We start from the raw sequence: 16965 nt of genomic DNA, 5'->3' as shown, positions 1-16965 counted from the left end.
GCTGGACGCGGCCCACCATGGCCTGACACGCCCCCGGAGGAGGTTAGATGTCCGCCACACCCGAGTTGAAGCGCGTCGTCCTGGGCGCCCTCGTCGGCACCGCCCTGGAGTGGTACGACTTCTTCATCTACGGCACCGCCGCCGCCCTCGTCTTCAACCGGCTGTTCTTCACCCAGGCCGACCCGGCTGCGGGCACGATCGCCGCGTTCGCCACGTTCGGCGTGGGGTTCGTGGTGCGGCCGTTCGGCGGCGTGTTGTTCGGCCACCTCGGCGACAAGATCGGCCGCCGCTCCACGCTGATCATCACGACCGTCATCATGGGCGTGTCCACCGGCCTGATCGGCCTGCTGCCCACCTACCCCGCCATCGGCGTGGCGGCGCCCATCCTCCTCACGCTGCTCCGCGTCTGCCAGGGACTCGGGGCGGGCGCGGAGTTCGGCGGCGCGGCCACGCTGCTGGCCGAGCACGCCCCGCCGGGACGGCGCGGCTACTACGCCTCCTACGCCCAGACCGGCGTGCAGATCGGCCTCGTGCTCGGCACCTCGGCGTTCCTGCTGGTGCAGCTCCTGCCCGAGGAGGACTTCCTGTCCTGGGGCTGGCGGCTGCCGTTCCTGGTGAGCTTCGCGCTCATCGGGGTGGCCCTGTACGTGCGGCTGCGGGTGGCCGAGTCGCCGGTGTTCCGCGACATGGAGCGGAGCCGTGAGATCGTCAAACTGCCGATCAGGGACGCGATCGTCCGCTACCCGCGCAACTTCCTCATCGGGGTCGGGGCGCACATCTGCGACACGGCCGTGGTGTACACGCTGTCCACGTTCAGCGTCGCGTACGCCATCGCCGAGCTCGGCCTGTCCAACCGGACGGCGCTGCTGGGCGTCATCCTGTTCGGGCTGACCGTGATCGTGCTCCAGCCCGTGTACGGGCATCTGTCCGACCGGATGGGGCGGCGGCCGCTCAACCTGTTCAGCGTGGTGTTCGTGGCGCTCTTCGTTTACCCGTACTTCCTCATGGTCGGCACCGGCGTGCCCGTGGTGGTGTGGCTCGCGATGATGATCATGGGGGCGTTCGGGTTCGCGCCGCAGGTGGCCGTGCAGCCGGTGTTCTACGCCGAGTTGTTCGGCGCCCGGGTGCGCTACACCGGCTTCGCCGCCTCGCGCGAGCTGGGGGCGGCGCTGGCCGGGTTCTCGCCCCTGATCGGCGCGGCGCTCGCGGCGCGGCTCGGCGGGGCTCCGTGGCTGGTCGCGGCATTCCTGATCGCGACGGCGCTGATCTCGTTCGGGGCGTTCTGGGCCTCGCGGGAAACCAAGGATCTGGACATCGCGGCCGTCGACCCGGTGCGGCGTCCTGTCGTGGAGGAGTAGGTCATGGACATCAACGGCAGCGTCGCCGTGATCACCGGCGGCGGCACCGGCATCGGCGCGACCGTCGCCGAAGGCCTGGCCAGGAAGGGCGCGGAGGCCGTGGTGGTCAACTACTCGCGCTCGGCGGCGGACGCCCAGGCGACCGTCGCCCGCCTGGCCGGCCTGGGCCGCAAGGCCGAGGCCATGGCCGCCGACGTGGCCGACGACGCCGCCGTGCGGCGCATGGCCGAGCGGGTACGCGACCGGTACGGGCGCGTCGACGTGCTGGTGTGCAACGCGGGGACGACCAAGTGGGTGCCGTTCCCCGACCTGGAGGGGCTCACCGACGACGTGTGGCGGCACGTCATGGGCGTCAACCTCATGGGGCCCTTCTACTGCGCCCGCGCCTTCGCCCCCGACCTGCGCTCCGCCCGCGGCGCCATCGTCAACGTGTCCTCCATCGCCGGGATCCTCGCCACCGGCTCCTCGATGGCGTACGGCGTCAGCAAGGCTGCCCTGATCCAGCTCACCCGTGACCTGGCCGTCGCCCTGGGACCTGAGGTGCGGGTGAACGCGGTCGCGCCCGGCATCGTGGCGACCCGCTGGCACATCGACCGGGTGGGGCAGCAGGGCTTCGCGGAGATGACGGCGCGGGAGACCAAGGCGCCGCTGCGGCGCACGGCCCAGCCCGAGCACATCGCCCAGATGGTGACCGCCTTACTGGAGGCGGACATGGTGACGGGGGAGGTGCTGGTGGGCGACGGCGGCCGCCACCTGACCTACTGACGCCACCGCCCGTCCTGCGCCGTCCCGCGCTGCGCCGTCCCGTCCTGCGCCGTCCCGCGCTGCGCCGTCCCGTCCTGCGCCGTCCCGCGCTGCGCCGTCCCGCGCTGCGCCGTCCCGCGCTGCGCCGTCCCGTCCTGCGCCGTCCCGTCCTGCGCCGTCCCGCGCTGCGCCGTCCCGCGCTGCGCCGCCTGTGCTCCGTTGCGCCGTGCTCCGTTGCGGCGTGCTGCATTGCGGCGTGCTGCATTGCGGCGTGCTGCATTGCGCCGTGCTGCGCTGTGTGGCGCTGCGCTGCCTCGTCCGTGGCGCCTGGCTGCCCCGCTGATTTCGTGCGGGACGCAGCCGGCGCCGTGGCGGTGTGCTCCTGGGCGGTGCGGAGAGTCAACGGCGCCTGCGTTCGGCGGAAGCGCCCGGTTGGCCGTCCGAGGCGGTGGGCCCTCGGACGCAGGCGAGCCTAACGGTGGGTGTCCGATGGCAGCCGGAAAAGGGCCAGGGCCGGCGGTCAGCTGAGGGCGGCGGAGACCAGGGAGCGGGCCTCTTCCTGGACCTTGGCCAGATGGTCGGGCCCGCGGAAGGACTCGGCGTAGATCTTGTAGACGTCCTCCGTCCCCGAAGGCCGCGCCGCGAACCAGGCGCTCTCCGTCGACACCTTCACCCCGCCCAGCGACGCCCCATTCCCTGGGGCGGCCGTCTGCACCGCCGTGATGGGTTCGCCCGCCAGCGACGACGCCGTCACCTGCTCGGCCGACAGCTTCCCGAGCACGGCCTTCTCCTCGCGCGTCGCAGGCGCGTCCACCCGCGCGTAAGCGGGCTCGCCGAACCGCCCCACCAGCTCCTTGTAATGCGCGCTCGGCGACTTGCCGGTGACGGCCAGGATCTCCGACGCGAGCAGCGCCAGGATGATCCCGTCCTTGTCGGTCGACCACACCGAGCCGTCCCGCCGCAGGAAGGACGCCCCGGCGCTCTCCTCGCCCCCGAACCCCAGCGACCCGTCCAGCAGCCCTGGCACGAACCACTTGAAGCCCACCGGCACCTCGTACAGCCGCCGCCCCAGCGATTGGGCGACCCGGTCGATGACGCCGCTGCTGACCATGGTCTTGCCGACCCCGGCGTCGGACGGCCAGGTGTCACGGTGGGTGTACAGGTAGGAGATGGCGACCGCCAGGTAGTGGTTGGGGTTCAGCAGCCCGCCGTCCGGGGTGACGATGCCGTGGCGGTCCGCATCGGCATCGTTTCCTGTGGAAATATCGTATTTGTCCCGGTTGGCGATCAGCGACGCCATCGCGTACGGCGACGAGCAGTCCATCCGGATCTTGCCGTCCCAGTCGAGCGTCATGAAGCGCCACGTGGGATCGACGAGGGGGTTCACCACGGTCAGGTCCAGACCGTGCCGCTCGGCGATCTCCCCCCAGTACGCCACGCTCGCCCCGCCCAGCGGATCGGCCCCGATCCGCACCCCGGCCGACCTGATCACGTCCAGGTCCAGCACCGACGGCAGGTCGTCGACGTACGAGCCGAGGAAGTCGTACCGGCCCGCCCTGTCCAAGGCCTTCGTGTACGGGATCCGTCGCACGGCGCTCATGTCGCTCAGCAGCCGGTTGGCCCGATCCTGGATCCACGAGGTCGCGTCGGTGTCGGCGGGCCCGCCGTGCGGCGGGTTGTACTTGAACCCGCCGTCCGCCGGCGGATTGTGCGACGGCGTGATCACGACGCCGTCCGCCAGCCCCGACTTCCGCCCCCGGTTGTGCGCCAGGATGGCGTGCGAGACGGCGGGCGTGGGCGCGTAGCCGTCCCGCGTGTCGATCAGCACCTCGACCTCGTTGGCCGCGAACACCTCCAGCGCCGACACCCGCGCAGGCTCCGACAGCGCATGCGTGTCGATGCCCAGGAACAGCGGCCCGTCCGACCCCTGCTCGCGCCGGTATTCGCAGATGGCCTGGCTGGTGGCCAGGATGTGGTCCTCGTTGAACGCGGTGTTGAACGACGAACCCCGGTGCCCCGACGTGCCGAACGCGACCCGCTGCCCCACCTCCTCCGGATCGGGACGCAGGGCGTAATAGGACGTCACCAGCCGGGCGACGTCGACCAGGTCGGCAGGCTGAGCGGGCTGTCCGGCGCGTTCGTGGGTCATGTAGGCCACTTTACAAACGTGCTCCGCTCCGGGGGATGACCGTATGGCGGCGAGGGAATGTAGATTCGCGTCAGCCACCAGAACGGAGTTCTGTAACTATGCGTTACGGGTATTATCTCACCGAACCCAAAGGATCCGACCCTGTCGGCGGCCTCCGCGACCAGATCGCGCAGGCGGCGGAGGACGGTTTCTCCTCGGCCTGGCTCTCCAACATCTTCGGCCTGGACGCGCTCACCGCGCTGGCCGCCGCCGGCGCGCAGGCGCCCCCCATCGAGCTGGGCACCGCGGTCGTGCCGACGTACCCGCGCCACCCGGCCGTGCTCGCCCAGCAGGCCATGACCACCAACGCCGCGCTCGGCGGGCGGCTCGCGCTCGGCATCGGGCTGTCGCACAAGATGGTCATCGAGGGCATGTACGGCTACGACTTCGAGCGCCCGGGCCGGCACATGAAGGAATACCTCGACGTCCTGCTCCCGCTCAGCCGGGGCGAGCACGTCAAATACCAGGGAGAGACGGTCAAGGCGAACCTCAAGCTGACCACGCCGGGAGCGGGTTTCCCCGTGCTGGTGGCCGCGCTCGGGCCGCGCATGCTCAAACTGGCCGGCACCGTGGCCGACGGGACCGTCCTGTGGATGACCGGGCCCAAGACCGTCGCCGAGCACGTCGCGCCCACGATCAGGGCGGCCGCGGCCGAGGTGGGCCGGGAGGCGCCGCGCATCGTCTGCGCGCTGCCCGTGTGCGTCACCGACGACCCCGACGCCGCCGTCACCCGGGCGAACGAGATCTTCGCGGTGTACGGGCAATTGCCGTCCTACCGTGCCATGCTCGACAGGGAAGGCGCGGCCAACCCCGGCAACGTGGCCGTCATCGGCGATGAGAAGGCCGTGCTGGCCCAGCTCGAAGAGCTCGAGCGGGCCGGGGTGACCGATTTCGTGGGCTCCGTGTTCAGCAACAAGGAACGCACTCGGAACCTGCTGATCGGCGCGGCGCGGGGCTGATCGGTAGACATCTCAATAAAATCCGGCAAGGTGAAGGGCGTGCTGCAAGGCATCGATGTGTCTAATTGGCAGGGCTCCATCGACTGGACCGGCCACGCAGAAGCCGGAGTGGCCTTCGCCTTCGCCAAGGCCACCGAGGGCGGCGACTGGACCGACAAGTTGTTCGCGCGCAACTGGAACGGCATGCGCGAGACCTGGTTGGTCTGCGGCGCCTACCACTTCGCCAGGCCCAAGGGCGACCCCATCGAGCAGGCCCGCCACTTCCTGGACACCATCAGGGCGGCCGGTGGGCTGCGCCGCGGTGACCTGATCGCGCTCGACCTGGAGGAGGACGACGGTCTGCGGCCGGAGCGGGTCGCCAGGTTCGCGCGCCGCTGGTGCCACTTCGTCGAGCGGCACGGCCGGGTGCGGCCGTTCGTGTATACGTACTACTCGTTCGCGAACCGCGGAAACTGCGCGGGCCTGGCCGAATACCCGCTCTGGATCGCGCACCCGGAGCGGCCCCGCGGCCAGCCCCTCGTGCCCAGGCCGTGGCGGGACTGGACCATTCACCAATACGTCAACAGCCCGATCGACCGCAACGTCTTCCACGGCACCCGCAAGGAGCTGACAAAGCTGGGCTTTCACCCGCGATAGCATCGGTGTTCACCACTGAAGCAGCCCCGGCGCCGGGCGCCGGGGCGATCCCAAGGGAGTCACCGTGTCAGCCGAGCTACGCATCACCCTCGCCGGAGCCGAGCGTGTGGTCGCGGCCGGCACGACGGCCGGTGAGGCGCTCGAGGCCGACGGCCGCACGGTCGTCGCGGCCAGGGTCAACGGCGAGCCGCGCGACCTGGCCTGCGTTCTGGCCGAGGGCGACGTCGTCGAGGCGATCGAGACCTCCAGTGAGGAAGGCCGGGCCATCGTCCGCCATTCCACTGCCCACGTCATGGCGCAGGCGGTGCAGGAGCTGTTCCCCGAGGCCAAGCTGGGCATCGGGCCGCCCGTGGACAACGGGTTCTACTACGACTTCGACGTCGAGCAGGCGTTCCACCCCGACGATCTCAAGCGCATCGAGAAGCGCATGCGGGAGATCGTCAAGGAGGGGCAGCTGTTCTCCCGCCGGCCCGTCAGCGACGAGGAAGCGCGTGAGGAGCTCGCTGCGGAGCCTTACAAGCTGGAGCTGATCGGGCTCAAGGGCGGGGCCGCCGACGAGGAGTCGGTCGAGGTCGGCGCGGGGCAGCTGACGATCTACGACAACCTCGACCCCAAGACCGGCGACCTGAAGTGGAAGGACCTGTGCCGCGGCCCGCACGTGCCGTCCACCCGGTCGATCCCGGCGTTCAAGCTCATGCGCGCAGGCGGCGCCTACTGGCGGGGCAGCGAGAAGAACCCGCAGCTGCAGCGCATCTACGGCACCGCGTGGGAGTCCCGCGACAAGCAGGACGAATACCTCAAGCTGCTGGAGGAGGCCGAGAAGCGCGACCACCGCAAGCTCGGCGCCGAGCTCGACCTGTTCAGCTTCCCGCCGGAGCTGGGCAGTGGTCTGCCGATCTTCCATCCCAAGGGCGGGATCATCCGCAAGGAGATGGAGGACTACATGCGCCGGCGGCAGGCCGAGGCGGGCTACGAGTTCGTCAACACGCCGCACATCACCAAGTCGTCGCTGTTCGAGACCTCCGGCCACCTGCCGTGGTATGCCGAGGACATGTTCCCGGCATTCGAGCTGGAAGGCATCGAATACCGCGTCAAGCCGATGAACTGCCCGATGCACAATCTGATCTACCGGGCGCGCGGACGCTCCTACCGCGAGCTGCCGCTGCGGTTGTGCGAGTTCGGCTCGGTCTATCGCTACGAGAAGTCCGGCGTGGTGCATGGGCTGACCCGCGTGCGCGGCATGACGCAGGACGACGCGCACATCTACACCACCAGGGAGCAGATGGCCGATGAGATCAAGTCGCTGCTGAGGTTCGTGCTCAGCGTGCTGCGCGACTTCGGTCTGTCGGACTTCTACCTGGAGTTGTCCACCCGCGACGAGTCGGAGAAGTTCATCGGCGACCCGGCGGAGTGGGTGGAGGCCACCGAGGCCCTGCGCCAGGTTGCCACGGAGTCGGGGCTGACGCTCGTGGACGACCCGGGCGGGGCGGCCTTCTACGGGCCGAAGATCTCCGTGCAGGCCAAGGACGCGATCGGCCGCACCTGGCAGCTGTCCACGATCCAGCTCGACCTCAACCAGCCCAAGCGCTTCGGCCTGGAATATCAGGCGGCCGACGGCTCCCGGCAGACCCCGGTCATGATCCATCGGGCGCTGTTCGGCTCCGTCGAGCGCTTCCTCGGCGTGCTCACCGAGCACTACGCCGGCGCGTTCCCGCCCTGGCTGTCGCCGGTGCAGGTGGTGGGCATCCCGATCGCCGAGGCACACGTGTCCTACCTGCAGGACGTGGCGAAGAAGCTGGCCGAGCGCGGCGTCCGGATCGAGGTGGACACCGCCGACGACCGGATGCAGAAGAAGATCCGCAACGCGCAGAAGGCCAAGATCCCCTTCATGCTGCTGGCCGGTGACGACGACATCGCCAACGGGGCGGTCTCGTTCCGCTACCGCAGCGGGGAGCAGAAGAACGGCGTGCCGGTGGACGAGGCGATCGCCGAGATCGTCGACGCCGTCGAGCGGCGCGTCCAGGTCTGACGACAAGGAACGGCGGAGCAGCCGCGCTGCTCCGCCGCTCCTTCCTGGTCACTTGGCCAGCGGCTGGCCCTGCTTGTCCGTGAACTTGCCGATCAAGATCATGATGAAGTCGATCAGCACCCACACGCCGAGGCCGCCGAGCGTGATGAGCTGGAGGATGCCCGTCCCGATCTTGCCGACGTAGAAGCGGTGCACGCCGAGCGCACCCAGGAAGAAGCAGAGCAGGACGGCCACGAGCCATGACTTGGTCATGAGGGATTGCCTTTCGGTTGGGGGGACCGGCCGGGAGCAGGGCATGGCATGGCGCGCCCGACCGGCGGTGCCTGCGGGAAGCATCGACCGCAGGGCATGAGACCTTAGCAAGATCCACGGGCCGTCGCAGACGTTTCCGGATTTGTCGAGTTACTGAGGGTAAGTAGCGTTATTGGGTGAATAGGCGGAATGTCACGGCCGGGCGGCCGCCGAAGCGCTCCGCCTCCTGCCGGGCGAAGCCCTCGATCAGGGTGCGAGCGTAGGTCTCGGGGTCCTCGTCGGTGAGAGCCTCGATGTACGCACGGTGCTCCATGAGCGATCGCACGCCCCGCTCCAGCCCGTCGGTGACGTCCACGGCGTGGGTGGGGGTGTCGGTGCCGGCGACGGCGACGGCGACCCAGCGGACGCCGTTCCAGGGGGCTGCGTCGGTGTCCGGAAATATCCACCTATTGCCCGCATCTCCGGCGGCGTCCAGGACCGCCCGCCCCACCGCCCGATGATCCGGGGTGTTCCAGTACGTGCCGCCCCACGTGTCGGCCGGGTTCAAGGTGATCACCAGCTCGGGGCGGTGTCTGCGGATGGCGGCGGCGATGTCCCTGCGGAGCGCGGTGCCGTACTCGATGACGCCGTCCCGATGGTCGAGGAACTCCACGCTGGTCACGCCGACCACGGCGGCGCTGGCCCGCTCCTCACGCTCGCGCACCAGGCCGCTCTTGGCGGGGTCGAGCGTGTCGATGCCCGCCTCGCCCCTCGTGGCGATCACGTACGCGACCTCCCGCCCGGCGTCGGTCCAGATGGCGACCGCGGACGCGCAGCCGTACTCGAGGTCGTCGGGGTGGGCCACGATGGCCAGGGCGCGTTGCCAGTCGTCCGGCATGGGGTCGAGTTGATCGGTTGTCATGGCTCAACACCATAGGCAGCACCGGCGTGACGCGGAACGAGGAGACGGTCGCCCGATGGCTCGGCGTACGACGCCGTGGCGCCTGCCGGTCGCCGCGCCCACCGGCGGTGGCGCCTGCCGGCGGCGTCTGCCCGTCGCCGCGCCCACCGGCGGTCGTGCCCGCTGGCGGCGTCTACCGGTCGGCGCGTCCACCGGCCGTCACGCTGTTGGAAGGACCTCGGTCGATGACCGGACGCGCTCTGCGCATCTGCGCGGCGGCCCCGACGTGGGCCGCTCGGTCGTGTGGCGTGCCGGTCGTGTGGCGTGCCGGTCGTGTGGTGCGGCGGTCGTGTGGTGCGGCGGTCGTGTGGTGCGGCGGTCGTGTGGTGCGGCGGTCGTGTGGTGTGCCGGTCGAGTGGTGCGCGGGTCGTATGGCGTGCCGGTCGTGTGGCGTGCGGTCATGTGGTGCGGCGGTCGTGCGGCCGGAGGTGGTCGTCGCCAGGTGTGCGAGGTAACCGTTCCGGCCGCAGGTGGACCGTAGTCTGCGTCGTGGTGGTCAGGGGGCCATGGTGGCGTCGTCGGCCGACGGGTCTTCGGCGCGGGCGGGACGGCCCTCGCCCGGGAGGCGGACGTCGTCGACCGTCACGTTGACCTCCATGACCCGCATGCCGAGCATCCGGCTCACGCTCCTGGCCACGTTCATCTTGACCTCGGTGGCGACCTCCATCACCACGTGGCCGTACTCCACCACGATCGTCAGGCTGACGGCCACCTGACGGTCCTGGATCTGCGCGCTGACGCCCTGGGTGCCGCGCCGCGAGCCGATGCCGATGCGGTCGCGTACGGACTCGAAGGCGCGCGCCAGATCGCCGCCCATGTCGGCGACCCCGGCCACTTCGAGCGCCGCAAGGGCGGCGACCTTCTCCACCACCTCGTCGGCGACCTTGATCCGCCCCTTCACCATCCCGCCGGACGGATAAGGCGCTGTGGGCTCGGGGATAGGCCCGTCCGCCGACAGCGCCGAATTGTCGGCGTTGTCGGTGTTCTCGGCTTCGGCGGGCGGTACGGAATGCTCTGCTAAAGCTTCGCTCATCGCGGCCTCCTCTAGGCGAATGCTCAGGATTGTGCCGGAAGAGCATCCCGTTTGTCCGTGGTCCTATGCTGCTAGTTATGCACGATCAGGCAGGGGCAGGGGCCCCGGACAACTTCGACCGTCTGTGGACCCCACATCGCATGGCCTACATCAAGGGTGAGAACAAGCCGACCGGCACAGGCCCCGACGATGGGTGCCCGTTCGACGCGATCCCCAAGATGAGTGACGAGGACGGCCTGATCGTCGCCAGGGGCCAGAGCGTCTACGCGGTGCTCAACCTCTACCCGTACAACTCGGGCCACCTGATGGTCGTCCCCTACCGGCACGTGTCCGACTACGACGAGCTGCGTCCGGACGAGCTGGTCGAGATGGGGGAGTTCACGCAGAAGTCGCTGCGGGCCCTGCGCAAGGCCAGCGGCGCGCAGGGTTTCAACGTCGGCATGAACCTCGGCCACGTGGCCGGCGCGGGCATCGCCGCGCACCTGCACCAGCACGTCGTCCCTCGGTGGGGCGGCGACACGAACTTCATGCCGGTCGTCGGCCAGACCAAGGTCCTGCCTCAGCTACTTCGTGACACGCGCCAACTGCTCGCCGACGCCTGGGACTGACTGCTCCTGCCGCATGAGCACGCCGATGCCGGTGGCCAGCAGGAGCGGAATGGCCAGCGCCAGCGCCATCGACAGCACGGCCGCGCCCGAGTCGTTGACGAGCATGCCGACCACGCCGCTGACCAGCGTGCCGATCAGGCCGGCCCGCAGTGCGGGGGAGTGCTCGAACGCCGCCGGCACCACTCCGGCCGAGGCCTGCTCGGGCCGCAGGATCGCGTACACGAGGAACGCCACGGCCACGATGACGATCGGCATCAGGTTGGGGTTGAGCAGCGTGCCGAGCATGGCCTGCAGCTTGCGCCAGATGACGTCGAGCGCCTCGCCGGTCAGCACCTGGCCCACGAACCTGCCCAGGTGCGTCTGCTCGTTGGCCGGCCTCAGATAGTTGATCCAGGCGAATGTCATCACGATCACGCCGCCGGCCACGCAGAACAACGCCAGCTTCACCAGCGACACCCGCCGGCCCGACAGGATGAGCGCGGTCACCGCGATGCCCGGCACGAACGCGATGACGCCGCCGAAGTCGCTGCCGAGCCCGGACCCGCCGAGCACCATCGCGGCCGCGCCGAGCCCCACGATCGCGGCCAGGCCGATCTTTCCGGGCCAGCGGTGCGCGATCACCGTCGTGGTCAGCAGCGTGCCGGTCGCGAACAGCGCGAACGGGATGTTGCCGAGCCCGAAGTAGCGGGCACCCTGCTCGGCGCTGAAGCCCATGAAGCTGTTGAGCTGGAGCGTCGTGCCGGTCAGCAGGTCGCCGGCGAGCGTGAGCGCCGTGACGCCCGCGACCACGGCCAGCGGGCCGAGCGGCCGGCGCCGCCAGGGCCCGGCCAGCGCCAGTGCGGTGATCGCCGCCCACCAGGCCATCATGCCGCCGAACAGCTCCAGGTGGGTGGACCACGGCAGCAGGTTGACCAGGAACGAGGTGACAGGCAGGGCCGCCAGCGCGGTCGCGGCCGCGCGTATCCAGGGCAGCTGCTTGCGGCGGCGCAGCAGCAGGAACGCCAGCACGTAGAACAGGACCTGCAGGACCGCCAGGGCGGTGAAGTATTGTCCCTTCGCCGAGCGCATCGTCTGGGCGGTGGCGTCGGCACGCTGGAGGCGCTCGAAGGTGGCGCCGTGCTCGCCGGCCTGCACCGGCACGCCCACGACCGTGGTGGGCACCGCCACGCCGAGCTTGGTCAGCGCGGTGGAGGTCAGGTCGGGCAGGATCGAGATGTCCTCGCGGCGGGTGGAGGCGGCGCCGAGCAACCGGCCCTGCGCGCCGGGCTCACGCAGCGCGGCCACCCGCAGGTGGGGCACGGAGCCGTGGTCGGACAGGCCCGCGAGCAGCACCGTCGTGTCAGCGGGCAGCACCGACAGCAGCGCGCCCGCCTTGGCGTCGGCCAGGCGCAGGGCCTCGCGCCGCTCGGCCGGGGTGAGCTGGTCGGGCACCTTGGGCAGCCGGTCGCCGGTCAGGTAGGGGCGGATGAGGTCGTCCACGTCCATGGCGATCATCCGGCACTTCTCCAGGTCGGCGGTCCTGACCTGGAGCGGCGAGGCGTGGTAGTGCTGAACGGCGCCCTGCCGGTCGGCCAGCCCGAGCGCGGCGCCCGGGCCGATGGCGATCGAGCACTGCCCGGCCGCCTTCAGCGACTCTCCGAGGATGCCGGCGTTACGCTGGCCGGCCACGTCGATGAGGTAGCGGTAGTCGGGGATGACGGCGCCCTCGCCCTGCTGCTCGGGCACCGGCGGCGCGCCGCAGCCGTAGCCGACGGCCGACCTGGTGCCCGCCGAGACGGTCAGCCAGCCGTCGTAGGGGCAGGTCACGTTGCCGACGGTGCGGACCGACAGCGAGCCGATCGCGCTGGATGCGGCCAGCTCCCAGAGGTTGGGGGTGTCGGCCTGGGTGAGGTCGTTCCAGTGCAGCCCGGACACCCCGATGAGCGCCACCCGGCCTGTCTGGCCGCGAGAGTGCGCCGTCCGGCCCGCGAGGTCCTGGACCGGCGCGGTGCCGTCGTCCACCTGCGCCATCCGACCGGCGCCCTCGTCGGCCCGTGCCGCCCCCGCGAACAGTCCCAAGCCGGTCAGCAGCTGGCCGAGCAGCACGGCCAGCACGACTACCGCGCGCCTCACCCCGATGACCTCCCGCGATCGATGATGTCCGTGGCACGGTAGAGGACGCTCGCCTCCAGGCGCCACAAGTCCGCGACTACCCTCTCACGAACCGAGGGTGGGCCGAGGCGTCGTCGGGCGTGGGAGCCGCGCTGCTCCGCCGGTCCTCGCACGGCGCGGCCCGCCACCCTGATGGGCGGCGGGCCGGATGGGGCTCGGTCAGCTGCGGGGGGTGGTCAGAGCGCGTCGACCTTCACCTTGACCGGCGTGCTCTCGTTGTGCAGGCGGTCGAGCGAGGTGATCAGGTAGTTCCCCGGAGCCTTGACCGCGTACGACGGGTCGGAGACGACCGCGACCAGGTTGCGGGAGTCCGTGGCCTGGCAGTCCGCGCCGGACTCCGGCAGCTGGTAGACCGCGTACGCGCGGGCCCCGGCCGATGGCGTCCAGGTCATCGTCGAGCCCGTGGCCTTGGCACCCGCCGGCTGGGCAAGGGCCTTCGCCCCGGCCGGCGCGGCCGGGGCCTGGCCGCCGCGCTCCTTCATGAGCGGCAGCAGGGCGGGGCGGCCGTAGTGCTCCTTGGCGACCCGGTCCATCGCGCCCAGCGGGTTGGTGAGCAGCTGCTTGGCGCTGAAGTAGACGTCACCGTCCACCTGCTTGTGCTTGCGGTTGAGCGTCAGGTGCGCGGACATCTCCTCGGGCCTGGTCCAGGCCTTGTCGTCCGTGGCGCCGACCCGGTAGAGGGCCTGCCCGATGTACAGGTGCACGTCGGAGCCCTTGACGGCCTGCGCCCACCACGGAGCCAGCACCTTGTAGTCGGCCGCCTTGAAGCCGCGCGGCCAGTAGAGCTGCGGCATGACGTAGTCGACGGTGCCCGACTCGATCCAGGCCTTTGCGTCCGCATAAATCGAGTCATAGGCGGACATGCCGTTGGTGGTGGATCCGGACGGGTCATTCGACTTGTTACGCCAGATGCCGAACGGGCTGATGCCGAACTTGACGTGGTTCTTCCGCGTGTGGACGGCCTGGTCCACCTCGGCGACGAGCGTGTTGACGTTGCCGCGCCGCCAGTCGGCCAGGCTCTTGCCCTTGCCGTACTTTGTAAAGGCGGCCTTGTCGTTGAACTGGCCGCCCTCGCCCGGGTACGGGTAGAAGTAGTCGTCGAAGTGCACCCCGTCCACGTCGTAGCGGTCCACCACGTCCGTGATGACCTTGACGACGTGCTGGCGCACCTGCGGCAGACCCGGGTTGAAGTAGAGGCGGTCGCCGTATTTGACCGTCCAGTCCGGGTGCTGCCTGGCCGGGTGGTTGGCGGGCAGCTTGGAGACGTCGGCGTCGTAGGAGGCCCGGTAAGGGTTGAACCAGGCGTGGAACTCCAGGCCCCGCTTGTGGGCCTCGTCGATGAGGAACGGCAGCGGGTCCCAGCCGGGATCCTTGCCCGCGGTGCCCGTGAGGAACTGCGACCAGGGCTCGAGCGACGACTTGTAGAGCGCGTCGGAGGCGGGCCGCACCTGGACGAAGACGGCGTTGAAGTTGCGCTTGGCGGCGCTGTCCAGGATCTTGACGTATTCGGTCTTCTGCCGCTCGGCGGACAGCCCGCTCCGCGAGGGCCAGTCGATGTTCTTGACCGTGGCGATCCAGACGCCCCGGAGCTGGCGCTTCGGGTAGCGGGCGTCGGCCGTGCAGGCGGCCACGGGGGTGGCGGCGGTGGTCGTCTTCTTCTTGCTCGCCGCGGGGCTCTCGCTCGCACCGGGGCCGAACGCGTAGGCGGCGGAGGCGGTGACGACGGCGAGGGCTGCGGCGGCTAGGAGTGGGCGTCCAGTTCGCATAATGCCACCCAGTGTGACATCTGCTCAGGGATGGTCGGTACGAAAAACCGAAATGAAGTCGTGATGTTTTTGTGACAATACTCCATGGCTGGGCCGGGAGGGACCACAGATTTCCCTCCCGGCTCCTCAGCTCATCCGAGCCCTCTCCTCGAGGCTCAGTCCTCGGCCGCCAGCTTGGAGGCGAGGTTCGGCGGCAGCGGCTCGTAGCGCAGGAACGAGCGCGTAAAGGTGCCCGTGCCGTGTGACATGGATCTCAGGTCGATGGCGTAGCGCGTTATCTCCAGCTCGGGCACCTCGGCCTTGACCAGAGTGCGTCCGGTGCCGACGGGCTCGGTCCCGAGCACGCGCCCGCGCCGCGACGACAGGTCGGACATCACCGATCCCACGTGGTCGTCGGCCACCAGCACGGAGAGCTCGTCCACCGGCTCGAGCAGCAGGGTCGGCACCTTCGCCGCGGCCTCCTTCAGCGCCAGCTGGCCGGCGATCTGGAAGGCCATGTCGGAGGAGTCCACCGAGTGCGCCTTGCCGTCGTACAGCGTGACGCGCACGTCGACCATCGGATAGCCGGCGACGACGCCCCGCTCCATCTGGGCCCGCACGCCCTTCTCCACCGACGGGATGAACTGCCGGGGCACCACGCCGCCCACGATCTTGTCCACGAACTCGAACCCGCCGCCGGACGGCAGCGGCTCCACCTCGAGGTGGCAGATCGCGTACTGGCCGTGACCGCCGGTCTGCTTGACGTTGCGGCCCATCGCCTGGCACTTGCCGCCGAAGGTCTCGCGCAGCGGCACCCGCAGCTCGATCCGCTCGACCTCCACGCCGTGCCGCTTGGACAGCCGGTCGAGCAGCACGTCGGTGTGCGCCTCGCCCATACACCACAGGACGAGCTGGCGGGTCTCGGCGTTGTTCTCCAGCCGTAGCGTGGGGTCCTCGGCCACGAGCCGGCCGAGTGCCTGCGACAGCTTGTCCTCGTCGGCCTTGGACTTGGCCCTGATCGCCACGGGCAGCAGCGGGTCGGGCATGGCCCAGGCGGTCATCAGCAGCGGCTGCTCGACGTCTGACAGCGTGTCGCCGGTCTCGGCCCGCGACAGCTTGGCCACCGCCACGATGTCGCCGGCCATGCCCTTGGCCGCGCCGCGTTGCTGTTTGCCCAGCGGGCAGGTCAGAGTGCCGATGCGCTCGTCCACGTCGTGGTCCTCGTGGCCGCGGTCGGCCAGGCCGTGCCCGGACACGTGCACGGTCATGTCGGGGCGCAGCGTGCCGGAGAAGACGCGGACGAGGCTGATGCGGCCCACGTACGGGTCGCTGGTGGTCTTGACGACCTCCGCCACGAGCGGGCCGTCCGAGTCGCAGGCGACGCCCTTGACCGGTTTGCCGGACAGGTCGGTGATCTCTGGCATCGGGTGTTCGAGCGGCGACGGGAAGCCCTGGGTGATGACCTCCAGCACCTCCTGCATGCCGACGCCCAGCCCGCTGCAGAGCACCGGGTAGAAGCTGCCGCGTGCGACGGCCTTCTCCAGGTCCTCGATGAGGACCTTGGTGTCCATCGGCTCGCCCTCGAGGTATCTCTCCATGAGAGTCTCGTCTTCGCTCTCCTGGATGATGCCCTCGATCAGGGAGCCGCGGTATTCCTCGATCTGCGTCTCGTACTCCGCGCCGGGCTCCTTCTCGGTGCGGGCGCCGGTCGCGTAGTTGTAGAACTTCTGGGTGAGCAGCCCGATCAGCCCGTTGACATGCCCGTTGGTGATCACCGGTAGGTAGAGGGGCGCCACGCCGTCGCCGAAGACGTCCTGGCAGGTGGCGAGCACCTCGTCGAAGTCGGCCCGCTGATGGTCGATCTTGGTGATCACGACCGCCCGCGGCATGCCGACCTGCGCGCACTCCTCCCAGAGCATCTGGGTGAGCCCGTCGATCCCGTCGGATGCCGACACCACGAACAACGCCGCGTCGGCCGCGCGCAGCCCGGCCCGCAGATCGCCCACGAAGTCGGCGTAGCCGGGGGTGTCGAGAAGGTTGATCTTGATTCCGTTGTGCAGCAGGGGGGCCAAGGCGAGATTGACCGACCGCTGTTGCCTGACCTCGACCTCGTCGAAGTCGCTGACCGTGTTGCCGTCCTCAACCCGTCCCGGGCGCTGAATAGTGCCCGTGGCGGCCAGCAGCTGCTCGACGAGAGTCGTCTTACCTGCTCCTGAGTGGCCGACCAGCACGACATTGCGTATCGCATCCGCCCTGTCGGCCGCGGGTGCCCTGCCCGCGGCTCCTGCGGCGCCTCCCGTGTTTCTTTCCGCCACGTCGCCT

General features: G+C 70.0%; 13 protein-coding genes. 6 read left to right on the top strand and 7 right to left on the bottom strand.

Annotated elements, in window-relative coordinates:
- Window positions 1-47: 47 nt before the first annotated feature.
- Both ACTWQA_RS31545 and ACTWQA_RS31540 read left to right on the top strand, forming a co-directional pair.
- Window positions 48-1358, top strand: a complete 1311-nt coding sequence (locus tag ACTWQA_RS31545; protein WP_443162657.1) for an MFS transporter — start codon at window positions 48-50, stop codon at window positions 1356-1358.
- Between the two features lie 3 nt (window positions 1359-1361).
- Window positions 1362-2123 carry an SDR family NAD(P)-dependent oxidoreductase gene (locus ACTWQA_RS31540; protein WP_443162656.1) on the top strand — a complete coding sequence of 254 codons (762 nt, stop codon included), beginning with the start codon at window positions 1362-1364 and terminating at the stop codon, window positions 2121-2123.
- 499 nt (window positions 2124-2622) lie between these two features.
- Here the strand turns inward: ACTWQA_RS31540 and pgm are convergent, their stop codons facing one another.
- A complete protein-coding gene (gene pgm, locus ACTWQA_RS31535) occupies window positions 2623-4251 on the bottom strand; it encodes a phosphoglucomutase (alpha-D-glucose-1,6-bisphosphate-dependent) (RefSeq protein WP_443162655.1) in 1629 nt (542 codons plus the stop codon).
- Between the two features lie 98 nt (window positions 4252-4349).
- Between pgm and ACTWQA_RS31530 the strand changes: the two genes are divergently transcribed.
- From ACTWQA_RS31530 to thrS, 3 genes are all read left to right on the top strand, one after another.
- On the top strand, window positions 4350-5249 hold the full coding sequence (locus ACTWQA_RS31530) for an LLM class F420-dependent oxidoreductase (protein WP_443162654.1): 900 nt from the start codon (window positions 4350-4352) through the stop codon (window positions 5247-5249).
- Window positions 5250-5288: 39 nt separating this feature from the next.
- On the top strand, window positions 5289-5885 hold the full coding sequence (locus tag ACTWQA_RS31525) for a glycoside hydrolase family 25 protein (protein ID WP_443162653.1): 597 nt from the start codon (window positions 5289-5291) through the stop codon (window positions 5883-5885).
- Window positions 5886-5949: 64 nt separating this feature from the next.
- Entirely contained in the window at window positions 5950-7914 is a 1965-nt protein-coding gene (gene thrS / locus ACTWQA_RS31520; protein ID WP_443162652.1) for a threonine--tRNA ligase, read from the top strand.
- Between the two features lie 48 nt (window positions 7915-7962).
- Here thrS and ACTWQA_RS31515 read toward each other — a convergent pair whose 3' ends face one another.
- The 3 genes from ACTWQA_RS31515 to ACTWQA_RS31505 form a co-directional block, all read right to left on the bottom strand.
- Complete coding sequence (locus ACTWQA_RS31515; RefSeq protein ID WP_305921655.1) at window positions 7963-8166, bottom strand: TM2 domain-containing protein; 204 nt, start codon at window positions 8164-8166, stop codon at window positions 7963-7965.
- Window positions 8167-8335: 169 nt separating this feature from the next.
- Window positions 8336-9067 (bottom strand): PIG-L deacetylase family protein, encoded by a 732-nt coding sequence (locus ACTWQA_RS31510; RefSeq protein ID WP_443162651.1) that lies wholly within the window; start codon window positions 9065-9067, stop codon window positions 8336-8338.
- Window positions 9068-9602: 535 nt separating this feature from the next.
- Window positions 9603-10139: an Asp23/Gls24 family envelope stress response protein gene (locus tag ACTWQA_RS31505; RefSeq protein ID WP_443162650.1), complete on the bottom strand. Its 537-nt coding sequence runs from the start codon at window positions 10137-10139 to the stop codon at window positions 9603-9605.
- Between the two features lie 77 nt (window positions 10140-10216).
- On the opposite strand from ACTWQA_RS31505, the gene ACTWQA_RS31500 reads away from it, so the two are divergent.
- Entirely contained in the window at window positions 10217-10747 is a 531-nt protein-coding gene (locus tag ACTWQA_RS31500) for an HIT family protein (RefSeq protein WP_305921658.1), read from the top strand.
- On the opposite strand, the gene ACTWQA_RS31495 is transcribed toward ACTWQA_RS31500, so the two are convergent.
- The 3 genes from ACTWQA_RS31495 to ACTWQA_RS31485 form a co-directional block, all read right to left on the bottom strand.
- Window positions 10703-12859, bottom strand: a complete 2157-nt coding sequence (locus tag ACTWQA_RS31495) for a hypothetical protein (RefSeq protein WP_443162649.1) — start codon at window positions 12857-12859, stop codon at window positions 10703-10705. The genes ACTWQA_RS31500 and ACTWQA_RS31495 overlap by 45 nt on opposite strands.
- A gap of 215 nt (window positions 12860-13074) precedes the next feature.
- Window positions 13075-14664 carry a glycoside hydrolase family 10 protein gene (locus ACTWQA_RS31490; protein ID WP_443162648.1) on the bottom strand — a complete coding sequence of 530 codons (1590 nt, stop codon included), beginning with the start codon at window positions 14662-14664 and terminating at the stop codon, window positions 13075-13077.
- 155 nt (window positions 14665-14819) lie between these two features.
- Complete coding sequence (locus ACTWQA_RS31485) at window positions 14820-16958, bottom strand: elongation factor G-like protein EF-G2 (RefSeq protein ID WP_443162647.1); 2139 nt, start codon at window positions 16956-16958, stop codon at window positions 14820-14822.
- Window positions 16959-16965 lie beyond the last annotated feature (7 nt).

Origin of the sequence: Nonomuraea sp. 10N515B, from assembly GCF_052245915.1 — a bacterium.
Lineage (GTDB): Bacteria > Actinomycetota > Actinomycetes > Streptosporangiales > Streptosporangiaceae > Nonomuraea.
This window is presented reverse-complemented; position numbering and strand designations above follow the sequence as displayed.

Excerpts from the sequence above, each read along its gene's own strand:
- ACTWQA_RS31515 (WP_305921655.1), bottom strand. The coding sequence starts at position 8,166 with ATGACCAAGTCATGGCTCGTGGCCGTCCTGCTCTGCTTCTTCCTGGGT.
- ACTWQA_RS31530 (WP_443162654.1), top strand. The coding sequence starts at position 4,350 with ATGCGTTACGGGTATTATCTCACCGAACCCAAAGGATCCGACCCTGTC.
- ACTWQA_RS31500 (WP_305921658.1), top strand. The coding sequence starts at position 10,217 with ATGCACGATCAGGCAGGGGCAGGGGCCCCGGACAACTTCGACCGTCTG.
- ACTWQA_RS31510 (WP_443162651.1), bottom strand. The coding sequence starts at position 9,067 with ATGACAACCGATCAACTCGACCCCATGCCGGACGACTGGCAACGCGCC.
- ACTWQA_RS31545 (WP_443162657.1), top strand. The coding sequence starts at position 48 with ATGTCCGCCACACCCGAGTTGAAGCGCGTCGTCCTGGGCGCCCTCGTC.
- ACTWQA_RS31490 (WP_443162648.1), bottom strand. The coding sequence starts at position 14,664 with ATGCGAACTGGACGCCCACTCCTAGCCGCCGCAGCCCTCGCCGTCGTC.
- pgm (WP_443162655.1), bottom strand. The coding sequence starts at position 4,251 with ATGACCCACGAACGCGCCGGACAGCCCGCTCAGCCTGCCGACCTGGTC.
- ACTWQA_RS31505 (WP_443162650.1), bottom strand. The coding sequence starts at position 10,139 with ATGAGCGAAGCTTTAGCAGAGCATTCCGTACCGCCCGCCGAAGCCGAG.
- ACTWQA_RS31540 (WP_443162656.1), top strand. The coding sequence starts at position 1,362 with ATGGACATCAACGGCAGCGTCGCCGTGATCACCGGCGGCGGCACCGGC.